This is a genomic window from Microtetraspora sp. AC03309, assembly GCF_020826795.1.
GTDB lineage: Bacteria > Actinomycetota > Actinomycetes > Streptosporangiales > Streptosporangiaceae > Microtetraspora > Microtetraspora glauca.
Genome location: NZ_JADDIL010000011.1, coordinates 50,413 through 64,431, shown reverse-complemented (window position 1 = coordinate 64,431; position 14,019 = coordinate 50,413). Strand labels below are relative to the sequence as shown.

The 14,019-nt window shown below is 70.9% G+C and carries 15 protein-coding genes; 4 read left to right on the top strand and 11 right to left on the bottom strand.

Going from position 1 to position 14,019, the window contains the following annotated elements:
* Nucleotides 1-54: 54 nt before the first annotated feature.
* The 6 genes from IMZ11_RS08390 to IMZ11_RS08365 form a co-directional block, all read right to left on the bottom strand.
* A complete protein-coding gene (locus IMZ11_RS08390; RefSeq protein ID WP_228639254.1) occupies nucleotides 55-1,662 on the bottom strand; it encodes an ABC transporter permease in 1,608 nt (535 codons plus the stop codon).
* Entirely contained in the window at nucleotides 1,659-2,582 is a 924-nt protein-coding gene (locus IMZ11_RS08385) for an ABC transporter ATP-binding protein (protein ID WP_228639252.1), read from the bottom strand. The genes IMZ11_RS08390 and IMZ11_RS08385 overlap by 4 nt, the downstream gene beginning before the upstream one ends.
* Entirely contained in the window at nucleotides 2,575-3,264 is a 690-nt protein-coding gene (locus IMZ11_RS45905) for a TetR/AcrR family transcriptional regulator (RefSeq protein WP_305075859.1), read from the bottom strand. The genes IMZ11_RS08385 and IMZ11_RS45905 overlap by 8 nt, the downstream gene beginning before the upstream one ends.
* Nucleotides 3,265-3,412: 148 nt before the next feature.
* Nucleotides 3,413-4,168 carry a hypothetical protein gene (locus IMZ11_RS08375; protein ID WP_228639250.1) on the bottom strand — a complete coding sequence of 252 codons (756 nt, stop codon included), beginning with the start codon at nucleotides 4,166-4,168 and terminating at the stop codon, nucleotides 3,413-3,415.
* Between the two features lie 116 nt (nucleotides 4,169-4,284).
* The gene (locus IMZ11_RS08370; RefSeq protein ID WP_228639248.1) at nucleotides 4,285-4,470 is read right to left on the bottom strand and encodes a hypothetical protein; all 186 of its coding nucleotides are present in this window, start codon (nucleotides 4,468-4,470) and stop codon (nucleotides 4,285-4,287) included.
* 21 nt (nucleotides 4,471-4,491) lie between these two features.
* Nucleotides 4,492-5,247, bottom strand: coding sequence for a DUF4118 domain-containing protein (locus IMZ11_RS08365; protein WP_228639246.1), 756 nt, complete (start codon nucleotides 5,245-5,247; stop codon nucleotides 4,492-4,494).
* A gap of 356 nt (nucleotides 5,248-5,603) precedes the next feature.
* Here IMZ11_RS08365 and IMZ11_RS08360 point away from each other — a divergent pair, with 356 nt between their 5' ends.
* Nucleotides 5,604-6,032 (top strand): hypothetical protein, encoded by a 429-nt coding sequence (locus tag IMZ11_RS08360; protein ID WP_228639243.1) that lies wholly within the window; start codon nucleotides 5,604-5,606, stop codon nucleotides 6,030-6,032.
* Here the strand turns inward: IMZ11_RS08360 and IMZ11_RS08355 are convergent.
* Both IMZ11_RS08355 and IMZ11_RS08350 read right to left on the bottom strand, forming a co-directional pair.
* Nucleotides 6,016-6,462, bottom strand: coding sequence for a hypothetical protein (locus IMZ11_RS08355; RefSeq protein ID WP_228639241.1), 447 nt, complete (start codon nucleotides 6,460-6,462; stop codon nucleotides 6,016-6,018). The genes IMZ11_RS08360 and IMZ11_RS08355 overlap by 17 nt on opposite strands.
* Before the next feature lie 93 nt (nucleotides 6,463-6,555).
* Nucleotides 6,556-7,215, bottom strand: coding sequence for a class I SAM-dependent methyltransferase (locus tag IMZ11_RS08350; RefSeq protein ID WP_228639239.1), 660 nt, complete (start codon nucleotides 7,213-7,215; stop codon nucleotides 6,556-6,558).
* 335 nt (nucleotides 7,216-7,550) lie between these two features.
* Between IMZ11_RS08350 and IMZ11_RS08345 the strand changes: the two genes are divergently transcribed.
* Complete coding sequence (locus IMZ11_RS08345; protein ID WP_228639237.1) at nucleotides 7,551-9,359, top strand: APC family permease; 1,809 nt, start codon at nucleotides 7,551-7,553, stop codon at nucleotides 9,357-9,359.
* The gene (locus IMZ11_RS08340; RefSeq protein WP_228639235.1) at nucleotides 9,356-9,880 is read left to right on the top strand and encodes a hypothetical protein; all 525 of its coding nucleotides are present in this window, start codon (nucleotides 9,356-9,358) and stop codon (nucleotides 9,878-9,880) included. The genes IMZ11_RS08345 and IMZ11_RS08340 overlap by 4 nt, the downstream gene beginning before the upstream one ends.
* 133 nt (nucleotides 9,881-10,013) lie before the next feature.
* Here IMZ11_RS08340 and IMZ11_RS08335 read toward each other — a convergent pair whose 3' ends face one another.
* Nucleotides 10,014-11,123 (bottom strand): hypothetical protein, encoded by a 1,110-nt coding sequence (locus IMZ11_RS08335; protein ID WP_228639233.1) that lies wholly within the window; start codon nucleotides 11,121-11,123, stop codon nucleotides 10,014-10,016.
* Nucleotides 11,120-11,629, bottom strand: coding sequence for an RNA polymerase sigma factor (locus tag IMZ11_RS08330; RefSeq protein WP_061261111.1), 510 nt, complete (start codon nucleotides 11,627-11,629; stop codon nucleotides 11,120-11,122). The genes IMZ11_RS08335 and IMZ11_RS08330 overlap by 4 nt, the downstream gene beginning before the upstream one ends.
* A 285-nt stretch (nucleotides 11,630-11,914) precedes the next feature.
* Between IMZ11_RS08330 and IMZ11_RS08325 the strand changes: the two genes are divergently transcribed.
* The gene (locus tag IMZ11_RS08325; protein ID WP_061261112.1) at nucleotides 11,915-12,832 is read left to right on the top strand and encodes an NAD(+)/NADH kinase; all 918 of its coding nucleotides are present in this window, start codon (nucleotides 11,915-11,917) and stop codon (nucleotides 12,830-12,832) included.
* A 145-nt stretch (nucleotides 12,833-12,977) separates the two neighbouring features.
* On the opposite strand, the gene IMZ11_RS08320 is transcribed toward IMZ11_RS08325, so the two are convergent.
* Entirely contained in the window at nucleotides 12,978-13,946 is a 969-nt protein-coding gene (locus IMZ11_RS08320; RefSeq protein WP_228639231.1) for an Lrp/AsnC family transcriptional regulator, read from the bottom strand.
* Between the last annotated feature and the right edge of the window lie 73 nt (nucleotides 13,947-14,019).

Genomic DNA, 14,019 nt, shown 5'->3' with positions numbered 1-14,019 from the left:
GGTCCTGTGGCGGGCCCGCGCCACGACGGCCCAGGCGGTGCGGCATCCGGCACGTCAGGTGATGGGGAGGTCCCGGCGGCGGAGACCGGCGAGTCCGGCGGCGGCCAGGGCCACGGCGATGGCCGACAACCACAGGAGCGGGACCGCGCTGAACCGCCCTCCGGGAATCCGGGGGAGGTGGGTGAACGGCGAGAGGTCCAGGACCCACTGGTCGAACTGGAGCGCGGTGCCGACCATGCCGAACAGCAGGCAGATCGCCAGCGCGCCCCAGCTGACGGCCGCGAGCCGGGGCACCAGGCCGGAAAGCGCGATCGTGATCGCGGCGAGGATCCAGACCGCGGGCACCTGCACCATCGCGCCCGCGAGGATCCGCGGCAGCTCATGGCCGACGTCACCGGTGTTCAGGCCATGGGTCAGCCCCATGGCGAGCCCGGCGGCGGCCAGCGCGGCGGCCGGGCCCAGCGCCGAGAAGACCAGATGGCTGCCCGCCCAGCGGAACCGCCCGACCGCGGTGCCCAGCACCGGCTCGGCGTGCCCGCTGGTCTCCTCGCCCCGTAGCCGGAGCGTGGCCTGGATGGCGTAGCCCGCCGCGATCAGGCCGAACAGCCCCATCATGCCGGCGAGGTAGTCGTCGATGAGTCCGGCCGCGCCGCCGAGGCGGGCGAGGATGTCCCGCATCTGCTGGTTGTCGCGCACCAGGTCCCCGACGCCCGCGGCGAGGTAGCCCAGCACCACGCCGAGGACGGCGAACCCCGCGATCCAACCGGCGAGCAGACCGCGGTGCAGCCGCCAGGCCAGAGCGAGCGGCGAGCGCAGCCAGGTCGCTCCCCGGGCAGGGCCGAGCCGGGGAGGGAGGATCCCGGCGCCGACATCGCGCCGCGCGGAGAGCGCGACGGCCACCAGCGCGAACACCGCGGTGAAGCCGACGGCGGGCGCGGTGATCCACCACCGCTCGTCGGCGTAGGGACTGATCCGCTGCGCCCAGCCGATCGGGGACAGCCAGGTGAGCCCGGACAGCGGGCCGTCCGTCAGCCCGTTGATGTCGCCGACGACCCGGAGCACGTACGCCGCGCCGAGGGTGATGATCGCGATCCCTCGTGCGCCGCCCGCGCCGCTGGTCAGTTGTGCGGCGACGGCCGCGACCGCCGCGAACATCCAGCCGGTGGCGGCGAACTCCACGCCGAAGGCCCATGATCCGGCGGCCGGCAGACCCTGGCCGATCATGCCCAGGGCCAGGACCGTGCCGAGGACCAGGCAGGCGCCGAACGTCGCGACCAGCGCCGCCGCCAGGCCGGCGTGCCGCCCGGCCACGGTGGCACCGAGCAACTCGCGGCGTCCCGCCTCTTCCTCCGTACGGGTGTGCCGGATGACGGTGAGGATGCTGAACAGTCCGATCATGACGGGGACGAAACCCGCCCGCCAGGCGACCAGTTCGCCGAGCCCGGAGCCGTTCAACGGACCGTAGAGCGCGACGAAACCGACGTTGTTCGCGCTGGCGGTGGCATACCCCTGTCGTCCCGCGGCGGTCGGGAAGAGCTCGTTGACGGAGGCCACGTAGGAGATCGGGATGAGGCCGAGAGACAGCACCCACAGCGGCATCAGGAACCTGTCCCGCCGCAGGATCAGCCGGACCAGCCTGCCGGTGCCCGTGAGCTCGTTCATCGCGACACCTGCGCGTCGTTCTCGGTGGCCGGGCCGTTCCGGTGGTAGTGCCGTAGGAACAGTTCTTCGAGCGTGGGCGGCCGGCTGACCAGGCCGCGCACGCCCACCGCGGTGAGGTGCCGCAGCGCCGTGTCCAGTGCGGCGGTGTCGACGTCGAAGCGCACCTGGCCGTTCTCCGTGCGCAGATCGTGTACGCCGGGCAGGTCGGCCAGCCCGTCAGGAGGGCCCGCCAGCTCGGCCTGGATGGAGGTGCGGGTCAGGTGCCGCAGGTCGGTCAGGGTGCCGCTCTCGACGGCTCGGCCGTCGCGGATGATGGTGAGCCGGTCGCACAACGCCTCGACCTCGGCCAGGATGTGGCTGGACAGGAGCACCGTCCGGTCGCCGCGGCGTTGCTCCTCCCGGATGGTGTCGCGGAACACCTCCTCCATCAGCGGGTCCAGGCCCGAGGTGGGCTCATCGAGCAGCAGCAGCTCCACGTCGGAGGCCAGCGCGGCGACCAGGGCCACCTTCTGCCGGTTGCCCTTGGAGTAGGCGCGCCCCTTCTTCCGGGGATCCAGGTCGAAGCGGTCCAGCAGGTCGGCGCGGCGCCGCTTGTCCAGCCCGCCGCGCATCCGGCCGAGCAGGTCGATCACCTCGCCGCCGGACAGATTGGGCCACAGTGTGACGTCGCCGGGCACGTAGGCCAGCCGGCGGTGTAGCGCGGTCGCGTCGGCCCACGGGTCGCCGCCGAGCAGCCGGGCGGTGCCCGCGTCCGCCCGCATCATGCCCAGGAGGACCCGGATCGTGGTGCTCTTTCCCGCGCCGTTCGGCCCGAGGAAGCCGTGCACCTCACCGGTGCGTACGACGAGATCGAGACCGTCCAGCGCTCTCGTCGAGCCGAATGTCTTGACTAAGCCTGCCACCGATACGGCGTCAGTCATCGCGGTGCTCCTTGATTCGCGGGGGAGTGCTCTCGCGGTCCGCTTGGGGGGATGCGCTCCGGACCCTGTCGAGGGCCGCCCGGATCGAGGCGGCCTCCTCCAGGCTGAGCATGGGGTGGGAGTAGATGTCGATCAGCGCTCGGGCGAGCAGCAGGTCTCCCTCGGGGCTGAACATCTCGACGCCCGTGACGCGGGACAGGTGCTGGTGCAGGACGGTGACCGACAGCGCCATCGCGGTGATCACCGCCGCCCGGGTCGTGCGGTCGACATCGGGGGTGTGGTCACGGCTCTTGTCGGCGTCGGCGAGCCACGGCTCGCTCATCCGGACCATCGCGTCGAACAGCGGAGCGGCGCCCCCCTCCGCCAGGGCGCGTGCCAGATATCGCTGGTAGGGCCCGATCGCGGCACGGGCGGCGGCCACGTAGTTCACGTCGGCGGGCGCGGGGTCGGCCCGGACCTGGTCGTTGAGCCTGCTGATCAGCTTCACCAGGTGGGCGTCGCACGCCTCGCGCAGGGCCTGCTTGGAGCCGAAGTGGTGGCGCACCAGCCCCGAGGACACGCCGGCGGTCTCGGCGATCCCGCGGATCGTCGCCCGCTCGAACCCGTGCTCGCCGAAGTGCAACAACGCCGCGTCTCTGATCCGCGCGCGAGCGGTGAGGTCGTCGGGGTCCGGTCCGGTCATCACCACAGAAAAACCATCCCTATACACACATGTAGTGAACTGCTCCTGCGAAAAGGATGCTACACGCGTGTGTAGTCACCGCCCAATACGTGTCGAAGCCGTCGCCGGAACGTCCGCTGCCTCCGGCTGCCGCTGGTTTCTTTCGGTGCTACTCGCCGAAGCCGTTGCGCTTCAGCCGCTCGACCATCTCGGCCAGCGTCTTGGATCGGATCCACTCGCCGCCGCCGAAGGTCAGTCGCTCCGCCCCGCTGACCAGGGCGCTCTCGTCTGGAGCGCGGTTGGCGGCCAGGCCCGGATCCTCCAGGATGAATCCCTGGGGGTGGACCCTAAGGAGGGCGGTGCCTTCCCGTAACTGAGTGCCGGCGTCCATGAGCGGCAGTTCATGGAGATCATGCCGCTCCCAGGCGAACGCCAGGACGGAAATGCCCGCCGGGAGAGCCTTCCGGAATTCCTCGATGGTCCTGCGCGGACGCCATCCCACGACAGACGTGGAATCGTCCCGATACGCCCCTCCCTGTGACAGCAGAATGTGGATGACACCAGCTGGAATCGACGTCCCGAGACGCTCCTTGACCCCCTTGATCGGCTGTGTGACCTTGACCCGCAGCACCACGTTGTAGTTCGGCGGACCGCCCTTGTGGGACTCGAAGGTCGGGCCGGGCTGGAATCCGTCGACGACGCCGGCCGCGACGATCGGGGCGACCTTCGCCAGTGCTTCGGGTGAATCCAGCGGTGTGTAGTCACCCCCGCCGCTGCCGCGCAGTACGGACAGGTCCAGCGTCGCGCCCTTCGTGGCGACCCGCGGCAACGCCGAACCCGCGGCCGTGGGGCGTTCCGCGCTTCCCGCGCAGCCGGCCATGAGGAGACCCGCCGTGAGAAGTACCGGACCCGTCAGATTCCGCATGTTCGTCATGCCTACGGCTACCACGCGTTGAAGTATCCCTGTGGTGCGGGCTTCGGTGTCGTGAGGTCGGGCCGCTCGCACCGGCCACCCGGTTCTCCGAGCTGGCGTCGGACTGTTCATTTCCTGCGGGATCGGAAGATGGCGATCACGAGGATCACGAAGACGACCAGAAGGATGAGAGTGCCGACCAGGACCGCGGTGTGGCTGTAGTGCGGTAGACGCGTCTGCCCGATGAGTGCGATCGAGGCCATGCCGGTGATCGAGGTCCCCGGGACCGGACGCTCACGTGCCGACGCGGTCATCGTCAGCGCTCCAGAACGCCGTCATCGCCTGCCGCCGTGGGCGGCGGCCGCGATGTCGAGTGTGTGGCCGACCTGGTCGGCCATCGTCACCGCGACGAGCCGTGCCTGGAGAGGCGGCACGGTTCCAGGCGTGGGCTGGAGCATGAACCGCCCGTAGAAGTGGCCGTTGCCGAAGGCGCGCAGCTCGATCTCCCGATCGGGGAGGCCCCTGCGCTCGACGTCCCAGTGCCTGCGGTTCACGGTGACGGTGCCGTCCTGTTCGAGGCGCGGGGGATGGCCGAGCAGGGTTCCGTACTCGAACCGGCAACCGCGCAGGTGGAGAAGCTCGGTGAGCTGGTCCTGCACCTGGTTGATCACTGTGCTGGGGGATCGGGCGGTCTGCGCCAGCGCGGCGATGCCGTGGACGCGGGAGAGGTAGTCGGCGTCGGTGATGGCGATCACCTTGAGGCGGCGGGCCCAGGCCGCCAGCTGGGAGGTCACCAGCCCGACGACGAGCAGCAGGACGGCGGTCTGGATGTCCGCGGCCTTGGTGATCGTGAACCGCTGGTAGGGCTGGGTGAAGAAGAAGTCGAACCAGACGGCGGCCGACACCGCCGCGAGTGCCCCGGCGACGCGGTTCCCGGCGGCGGCGACCGCCACCACGATCACCACCAGGACGAGAGCGGTGTTCGTGTTCGAGAAGCCCGCGCGGAACGGCAAGATCATCGCCGCGACGGCGAGGGGCACCACCAGCGCGGCGGCGACCGCCACGAGGTCCCTGTTCAGGAAGCGAGGCATGGCTCATCACCCCTTCTCCTGTCTCCTGTCTAGCACGACGGATAGTCGATCAGTCGCGCGCATGGTGCGGGCCCGTCGGCCGCGCGATCCCGCATCGCGTTTGAGGGACGCGCACGGCTCGAACCCGCCGCCGGTGCGCGCCTTGGCAAAGGAAACGCGCGGGGTGACACTCCTCGATGCTTGCAGTTCGCGCACAGAATGCCTGGTCAGCGCAGTGCAAGTTGTACTGCAACGCATCGCGTTCGCTTCCTCTGGAATGGCGCGGCGCCGGGCTGTGACTCTTTGACCAGTCCATCGCGAGCAGGAGACGCCCCTGGGCGCGATCACGTGACAGGGGCGGAAGGAAGGGAGAGGAAATGAGGAAACTGTTCGTTCGTACGGCCCTGGTGCTGGGGGCGGCGGCGCTGGTCGGCTGGCCTTCCGGAGCACAGGCCGCGGCGAGCTCCAACTTCTCGACGGCGGTGCCGGGGTTCGCCTCCGCGTCGGCGAACGTCACGTACGTCGACGGAGAGGAGATCCGCGTCAACTCGCTGTCGGTCAGCGATCTGCGGGTCGACTCCAACAACGTCTACGCCTACTTCGTCGTCTACAACGAGACGGGGTCCACGGCGAAGACCACCTATCGGTACAACAGGCAGGACGCCAACATCACCCTTACGTGGAGGAATCTCCGCATCACGGATGAACATTACGGCCTGAAGAAGCTGCAGCTCGTGGTGTGCGTGGACGACTGGGGCTCTGACACCTGCCGGGGCAGCCGCGTCCAGATCAACCCGAACTTCTGACGCCGGAAGAACGCCGTCTCGCTGAGAGCACCGGTCGTCGGCGTGGGTCGGCGCGGGCGCGCATGAGCCGCCGCGCCCGCCGTCGGGAGCCGTGGACCTGTCGCAGCCGGTCACATCCGAGGCCGGCGAGCCCGGTCGCGACGAACGCCCCCAACCTGATCACGTCGTCGCGGGAGAACGTCAGTTCTCCCGCGCCGTTCACCAGGAAGCCGGTGGTGAAGAACCACGCCGTCGCGGCTGTGGCCAGGGCGGCGGCCGGGTTTCCCGCCCACAGGGCGAACGCGCCGACGGCCGCCGCCATCGTGATGACGCGGACGGTGCCCTCGGGGAGGGCCAGTGCGGCGACGGCACAGGTGACGACGACCAGCACGAAACCGCCGGGGATCAGAAACTCGACCGGAGGTCTCCGGCCGCTCCTGCGCCAGCGCATGTGTCTTCCTCTTGCTGGGGGTGTGTTGCGGGGGTATGTGCGTTTCGGGGGCACGTGAACGCCGGGCGCGTACGGCGGTCGGCGCGGGTCGGCTCAGGCGCGGCGTGCGGCGCCGATGGTGTGGGTGACGTGGCAGAAGGTGAAACGGTCGAGCCGCTCGACGATGAATCCGGCCCGCCTGATGGCCGTGACGATGTCGCGCGAGAGATGGCAGCCACCCGAGACACGAGACCAGAGCGGGGTCACCACGCTCTGGGCGAGCGCGACGGCGGGGAGGTCCGAACGCTGGTGTTCGTAGAACCGCAGTTCCCCTCCCCGGCGCAGGACTCGCCGCACCTCCGCGAGCGTCGTCTCCAGTTGGGGCGTACAGCAGAGGATCAGTGAGCAGACGACCGCGTCGTAGGAGGCGTCCGGAACCGGCAGCCGGGCCGGGTCGCCGTCGAGGATGCGCGACGGCGTCGCGCAAGCGGCCGAAGCGATGCGAGCGGTGGCCCGCAGGAACGGGTCCGGTTCGACCAGCACGATCTCGTCCACCTCGGCGGGGTAGCAGGTGAGCTTCACCCCGTCACCCGCGCCGATCTCCAGCACCGTCCCGCCGAGCGCCCGCAGCAGTCGATCGCGTTGCCAGGTCGGACGGCAGTCGTCCCCGCGCCCGATGCGCACGGGCCGTGGATGATGGAACTGCTCCATTCCGTGGCCCAGGCCGTGCCTGTTGTCCGGGGGGTCATCTCGCTGGGCGGGGTACACCGTCATCTCTCCTCCTGGGCTGTGACCGGAGCCGAAACCGCGGCCGGCGCCTGAGGCGGAACCGGGGGCGACGCATCCACTTTCGGGCACAGTTCATGGCAAAAGCGGCGACCGATACGGAACTCCTACGAGTCGGCCGCCCATCCCTACACGTTCTTGACGCCTGGCGTTCCGTCACGCCGTCGCGGGTCCGGACGCGGGCCGAGGAAGATGTCCCCGAACGCCGTCGCCGTCTGATTTGCGTAGTTATCTTGATGAAAGCCATAAAGGGTCCGTATGGACGCACGGGCGCACGCCGGCTGAGGGGAGACGATGGCGGCGTTCCCTCACAGGAGGACGTGATGTCCGCAGCATCCACTCCCGTCGCGGCCAAGGGGCTTCCCCACGCCGGTGACGAGCACCGGCTCGGCGTCGCCGGCGGTCTGGCCGCGCTCTCACTCGACGCGCTGGCGTCCGTGGCCTACGGTCCCGAGGCGATCGTGCTGGTCCTCGCTCTGGCCGGCGGCGCCGGACTCGGGTTCACCATCCCGGTCACGCTCACCATCGCCGCACTGCTGGCCGTGCTGACCTTCTCCTACCGGCAGGTCATCGCCGCCTTTCCCGAAGGCGGCGGCGCGTACGGCGTGGCCAGGACCCACCTCGGGCGCCGCGCCGGCCTGGTCGCCGGCGCCAGCCTGATCATCGACTACGTGCTCAACGTCGCGGTCTCGGTCGCGGCCGGGGTGGCGGCGCTCACCTCGGCCTTCCCCGCGCTGCTGCCGTACACGGTGTGGCTCTGCCTGGTGGTTCTGGCCCTGGTCACCGCGGTCAACCTGAGAGGCATCGCGCACAGCGCCCGCGTCTTCGTCGCCCCGACGGCGATCTACGTCGGCGCCATCCTCCTGGTCGTCGTCACCGGCCTCGTCCGGACCGAGCCCGCCACGGTCGTCCAGCATGCCGAGCAGGCGCAGAACCTGCGGACGGTCGGTGCCCTGCTCCTGCTCAAGGCCTTCGCCAACGGCTGCGCCTCACTCACGGGCGTCGAGGCCATCGCCAACGCCGTTCCCTCGTTCAGGAAACCCCGGATCAGGCGGGCCCAGAACGCGGAGCTGGTCCTGGGCGCGCTGCTCGCGGTCATGCTGATCGGCGTTGCCGCGCTGATCGAGAAGTTCGCCATCGCGCCGGTCGACGGCGTGACCGTGCTGGCACAGGTCACCCGGGCCTCGCTCGGTGACGGACCGCTCTTCTACCTGGTGCAGTTCTCCACCGTGGTGCTGCTCGCCCTCGCGGCCAACACCTCGTTCGGAGGGCTCCCGCCGCTGGCGCGGCTCCTGGCCACCGACAACAACCTGCCGCACCTGTTCGCGCTGCGCGCGGACCGGCACGTCCACCGGTACGGCATCGCCTTCCTCACGATCACCAGCGCCGCGCTCCTGATCGCCGCGGGCGGTGACATGAACCTCCTGGTGCCGCTGTTCGCTATCGGGGTGTTCGTCGGCTTTACCCTCTCCCAGGCGGGTATGGTCAGGCATTGGATCATCGACCGCCCCGCCGGCTGGAGGTGGCGGGCCGGGCTCAACGGGTTCGGCGCGCTGCTGACCCTCGTCGCCGCCGTCGTGGTCACGATCTCCAAGTTCACCGAGGGAGGCTGGCTCATCGTGGTCGCGCTTCCGCTGATGGTCCTGGCGATGGAATGGGTCAACCGCTCCTACACCCGGATCGGCGAGCGGCTGGAACTCGGCACGACCCCCGCCCCGCCCCGGCCGCACCGGTCCCACGTCGTCGTGCCGATCCACGCGGTCAACCGGCTCAGTCATGACGCCCTCGCCGCGGCGCTCTCCCTCGGCGACCGGGTGACGGCGGTCAACGTCACCCACCCCGAAGAGGAGACGATCGCCCGCGCGTTCGTCGAGGACTGGGAACGCTGGCACCCCGACGTGGAACTGGTCCAACTCTTCGACGCCCATCGACGCCTGGACACCCCACTGGTGGACTACCTCGCGAAGGTGCCCGAACCCCACGTCTTCGTCCTGATCGCCGAGGTCGAGCCCGATCACGCCTGGCAGCGCATGCTCCAGAACCAGCGGGGTGCCGTCCTGGCCAGGGCACTGCGCCGCCGTACGGACGCCGTGGTGTGCCGGATGCGCTTCCGGATCGGAGCCCCGGCATGACCCTCCAGTCCGCGGGGCAATGGTTCCACACCGCCGGTCCGCTGCGGATGACGAGATCGGGTGTCGTTCGGGCCGCGATCGCCGTGCTGCTCGGCTCCGTCGTCGCACTGGCCGCCCACCGGTCTCTGTCGGCGGAGGTCGACGACTACCTCGCGACCCACCGGCAGATCACGGCGACGGTCCTCGACGACCACGAGGACAGGGTGACCAGGGGAGCCACCCGGCAGGTCGCCTGGGTCGACGAGCGCGGCGCGCGGCATGTCACGACGACGCGCCTGATCTCGGACCGGGTCTCCGATGGCCGGATCCGCCTCTGGGTCGACGCCGACGAGAAGCCGGCCCGTCCTCCCCTGGACGCGCCGGGTGTTCTCATCGGCTCTCTGCTGGCCTGGATCGCCGCGGGGTGCGTCGCCTGGTCGGTTTCCGGGCTCGTACGCGTGTCCCGGCACGCGTGGACCGCCCGCCGGGCCGTGGCGGGATGGGACCGGGAATGGCGGCGACACGGAACTCCGGGCCGCTAGACTCCGGGCCGCCAGCGCGTGCTCGCACCATCCAGCGCGAACGGCACGTTCTGCCCGGACGGCCCGACCTACCTTCCGGCGGCCCGCAGGTCATCCGCCGAGATAGCCGACTGGTTCCCCGCCCGTGGCGGCCCTACGGCCGCGTGCCCACCTCACGCGTCCAGCCCATGGCCTCGTAGGCGGCCTGGTAGCCCGCCGCATGGAGGATGCGCACCTCGCGGGGACCGGGTTCGCGTACGGGCCGCTCCGTCACGAGCTGGACGTAGGCGAGCAACGTCGAGCCCGACCGGTCCACGATCAGTCGCGCGGCGCCGTCCGGACTGTCGATCGCCACGCCGGTACGGCCCAGCCGGTCGGCGACGTTCTCTGACAGGGTGAGTCCCGGCTGGTCGGCGAGGACGCGGAGCGCCGCGGCCCGGGTCTCCGCGCTCGCCGGGGACGACAGGAGATAGCGGGCCGCGCCGAAGACGAAGTCGGGGAACGACCCTTCCGTGTGGGCCTGGTGGAGCCACTTCTCCAGCCCGGCGGCGGTCTCCGGCAGCGCGTGGAGCCGGTTCATCGTCAGGGACTTCCTGCCGATCGACCACGAGAGGGAGATCTTCGAGAAATCGTCGGTCGACGGCTTCCCGGACCAGAGCGACGGTGAGCCCGCGGCCTGCCACCGGGCTTTGTCGCCGGCGGAGTCGAACACGACCTCGACGTCCTGGTTGGAGCTGGTTCGGCCCCCGCGGCCGTCGTACCAGCTCTCGTCGGTGTGCGCCACCAGAGCTCCGTACCGGTCGACCGGCTCGAACGTCCGGGTGCGCTCGTACCGGTAACGTCCGTCGGCGGGCTGCTCCCGCAGCACGGTCTCGGCCCCGGCCAGCAGGAAGGCGCGCGGCTCCAGCCGGATCGGCGACGGCGCGTCCCTGGCGTCGTCGGCGGCCGTGCTGATCGAGGAGGTCACGCCGGGGCGGGCGTCCTGTCCGCCGAGCGGGCCGGCGCCCCCTGCGGTGGCCGACATGGTGGCCGACAGGGTGACCGACGCGGTGACCGTCGCGGCGGCGGCCATCGCGAGCGCGCCGCCGGCGAGTGCCAGGCCGGTCCGCCGGTACGGCGTCGCGAAGCGGTCCGTCCAGCGGGGGGCGCGGCGGGGTGTCGCGAAGGCACGGGCCAGGTCGGCCTCCCGCCTGCGCTGGTAGGCGGCGCCGGTGTACTCGTCCGGCCGCAGTTCGGCGACCAGATCGTCAACGGGATGGGTCACGTCTGCTCCTGGAGGGTCTTGTCGGTGGTGCGCAACGCCTCGGCGAGCCGGCGGCGGGCGCGGTGCAGGCGGACGTTGAAGGCGCGGGCGGAGCATCCGGCCGCCCGCGCCGCGTCCTTGGGAGCGAGGCCGTACCAACTGGCGAGGATCACGGCCTCCGCGTCTCGCTCCGGCATCGCCGCGAGCACGGCGAGGGCCGCCTCGCGTTCGGCGACCCGCTCGCCGACGTCCCCGTCCGATTCCGGGGCCAGCTCCGCGAGCCCGGCGGCGAGCTCCCTGCCGCGCAGCCCGGCGTGCCGTTGCTTGCGCAGCAGGTTGCGCGCCACACCGAGCAGCCACGGCAGCGGCGGGTCCGGCATGTCGTCGAGGCGACGCCAGGCGATCAGAAAGGTCTCGCCCGTCGCGTCCTCGGCGGTCTGCCGGTCGGCGCGCAGCAGCGCGTAGCCGAGCACGGCCCGGTAATGCCGGTCGTAGAGGTCGGTGAATCGCTCTTCGGGATCGTCCACACCCAGTAGTCCCTCCGCATCCGTCCCGATTACATCGTTCGGGGGTTTTTCGCGGTGGAATGCCGAACCGACGCCACGAGCGCCGGTGGGCGGCCGAAAGGGCACGACTAGACTTGTCCCTACTCGTCCGTACGGGAACGTGGGAAGCCTGCCAGGCAGGAGGTCTCGAAGCGGCGGGCGAGAAGCAGGAGCCGCGCGGCGCCGTGGGACAGGCGGCAGGCTGAGCGTTCTCTCACGACACGGGCGGTGCCCGAGGCTCTGGCTTCACTACGGAGGCTCGCTGTGATGCGCTCGGTCGGCCTGGTTCTGCACCCGCTGCGAAATTGCTCCGAAGCGGTCACCGCGGTCCTGGACTGGGCCGCCCGCAGGGACGCCGAGGTCCTCGGCGTCCAGGACGAGGTCGGCCGGCTCGACCGCGAGGTGATCTCGGTGAAGGCCGAGGAGCTCGGTCGGCGATCGGATCTGATCGTCAGCCTCGGCGGAGACGGCACCATGCTCAGGGCCATGCGGCTGGCCGATCGGCAGCGTGCCCCGGTCCTCGGCGTGAACGTGGGCAAGCTCGGCTTCCTGGCCGAGGTCGACGTGCCCGAGCTGCCCGGCGCGCTCTCGGCCATCGACGCCCAGCACTTCACCATCGAGCCCCGACTGGCCATCGACGCCGATCTGGGTTCACAGGTCGTGACCGCCTTCAACGATGTCGCGCTGGTACGCGTACCCGGGCACAGAACCGCCGTCGTGGCGGTGCACGTCGACGGCCGGCCGTTCATCGGCTACGCGGGCGACGCCGTCATCGTGGCCACCGCGACCGGTTCCACCGCGTACAGCTTCTCCGCCGGGGGGCCGATCGTGAACCCCGAGGTCGAGGCCCTGCTCGTGACGCCCGCGTCCCCGCATTCCGCGCACAACCGCGGAGTGGTGCTCTCCCTCCGGGACACTCTCTCGCTGGCCGTCCTGCCCACCAGCGGCAGGCTCGCGGTCGAGGTCGACGGGAGGGTGGCGGGTCACGCCGCGCCGGGGGAGCACATCGGCATCCGGCCCCGGCCCGCCGCCGTCCACGTCGTGCGGCTCGGTCTCACCACGTTCTACGAGCGCGTACGCAGGAAGCTGCGCCTCACGGACTCCGCCGAGATCCTGGCCGGTCGGCCGGACACGACCGAGTGGCCGGACACGACCGGTCGGCCGGCCGTCCCTGGGGGTCCCTAGGCGTCCCCCGCCGTCTCTCGCCGTCCCCCGGCGTCCCGGGGGCGGGCGCGGGGCCGGGTCCCGGCCGACGGGACGTCCGGTGCTCCCACCTCGAACTGTTCGCCCGCCCGAAAGACTGAACCCGGTCGGGGTGGTCCTGTCGACGTCAACCACGTTCGTACGTGAGGGCCTTGACCCGGCGGAGGACGAGGGCGGTCTCCACCGTCTGGACGCCGGGCAGGGCGCCGACCTTCTCGCTCAGGTAGGCGTACAGGTCGCCGGTGGTGCGGCAGAGCACCGAGACGGCGAGGTTGGCCTCGCCGGTGATGGCCCCCGCGAAACGTACTTCGGGGTGGCCCGCGAGCGCCTGGCCGGCTTCGGCGAGCGCGTGCGGCGCGACGGTCAGCCAGCACATCGCCTCGACACCGTGTCCCAAGGGTTCGTGGTCGTACTCGACGGCGAAATACAGCACTCCCGTGGCACGCAACCGGTCCAGACGCCGCTTGACCACGGCCTCTGACTGGCCGGTGGCCGCCTGCAACTCGGTGAGCGTGGCACGGCCGTCACTTCGCAACGCGCCCAGCAGCGCCTCGTCGGCGGCATCCAGCACGACCGGCGCCGCGGCGGGAGCGGCAGCCGGTGCGCGCAGCGCGGCTTCCTCGTCCGGCTCGAGCGCGCTGGTCTTGCGCAGCCATCCGAACGGGCCTCCGTAGAAGGAGTGCAGGATGCAGTGGGCGCTGACCGAGGTGACGCGCGGGGTGCGCTGGAGGCGTTCAAGGAGCAGCTCGTCGCGCTCCTGCCGGCTGCGCGGCCTCATCGCGCACAGCACCTCGGTGCCGCCGGAGACCAGATCGACGTACTGGGTGTCGGGGCGTCTGGCGAGCGCGGAGGCCAGGCGCACCGACACGTCGGGGGTGCAACCGAGCCGGACGATCCAGCCGGCCCGGCCCAGGCGGCTGTCGTCGGTCATGCCGGTCACACGCAGACGTGCTGTGGTGCGCAGCCGCCTGAACCGGCGTGCGACGGTCTGGTCGGAGACTCCCAGCACCTGCGCGATCCGGCTGAACGGCGCCCGCCCGTCGAGTTCCAGCGCCTGCAGCAGCTTCAGGTCGAGCACATCGAGTGTCTGGGGCACAACGGGGTTTCTCCTGCACGGGCGGAAACGTGGCACAGCGTCGCCTGCGAGGGACGTATGGAGGCCGGTGGGT

What these genes read in the sequence shown, in the direction of transcription:
- IMZ11_RS08370 (WP_228639248.1), bottom strand. Translation starts at nt 4,470, where the DNA reads ATGACCGCGTCGGCACGTGAGCGTCCGGTCCCGGGGACCTCGATCACC.
- IMZ11_RS08375 (WP_228639250.1), bottom strand. Translation starts at nt 4,168, where the DNA reads ATGCGGAATCTGACGGGTCCGGTACTTCTCACGGCGGGTCTCCTCATG.
- IMZ11_RS08365 (WP_228639246.1), bottom strand. Translation starts at nt 5,247, where the DNA reads ATGCCTCGCTTCCTGAACAGGGACCTCGTGGCGGTCGCCGCCGCGCTG.
- IMZ11_RS08390 (WP_228639254.1), bottom strand. Translation starts at nt 1,662, where the DNA reads ATGAACGAGCTCACGGGCACCGGCAGGCTGGTCCGGCTGATCCTGCGG.
- IMZ11_RS45905 (WP_305075859.1), bottom strand. Translation starts at nt 3,264, where the DNA reads ATGACCGGACCGGACCCCGACGACCTCACCGCTCGCGCGCGGATCAGA.
- IMZ11_RS08345 (WP_228639237.1), top strand. Translation starts at nt 7,551, where the DNA reads ATGTCCGCAGCATCCACTCCCGTCGCGGCCAAGGGGCTTCCCCACGCC.
- IMZ11_RS08355 (WP_228639241.1), bottom strand. Translation starts at nt 6,462, where the DNA reads ATGCGCTGGCGCAGGAGCGGCCGGAGACCTCCGGTCGAGTTTCTGATC.
- IMZ11_RS08340 (WP_228639235.1), top strand. Translation starts at nt 9,356, where the DNA reads ATGACCCTCCAGTCCGCGGGGCAATGGTTCCACACCGCCGGTCCGCTG.
- IMZ11_RS08350 (WP_228639239.1), bottom strand. Translation starts at nt 7,215, where the DNA reads ATGACGGTGTACCCCGCCCAGCGAGATGACCCCCCGGACAACAGGCAC.
- IMZ11_RS08360 (WP_228639243.1), top strand. Translation starts at nt 5,604, where the DNA reads ATGAGGAAACTGTTCGTTCGTACGGCCCTGGTGCTGGGGGCGGCGGCG.
- IMZ11_RS08385 (WP_228639252.1), bottom strand. Translation starts at nt 2,582, where the DNA reads ATGACTGACGCCGTATCGGTGGCAGGCTTAGTCAAGACATTCGGCTCG.
- IMZ11_RS08325 (WP_061261112.1), top strand. Translation starts at nt 11,915, where the DNA reads ATGCGCTCGGTCGGCCTGGTTCTGCACCCGCTGCGAAATTGCTCCGAA.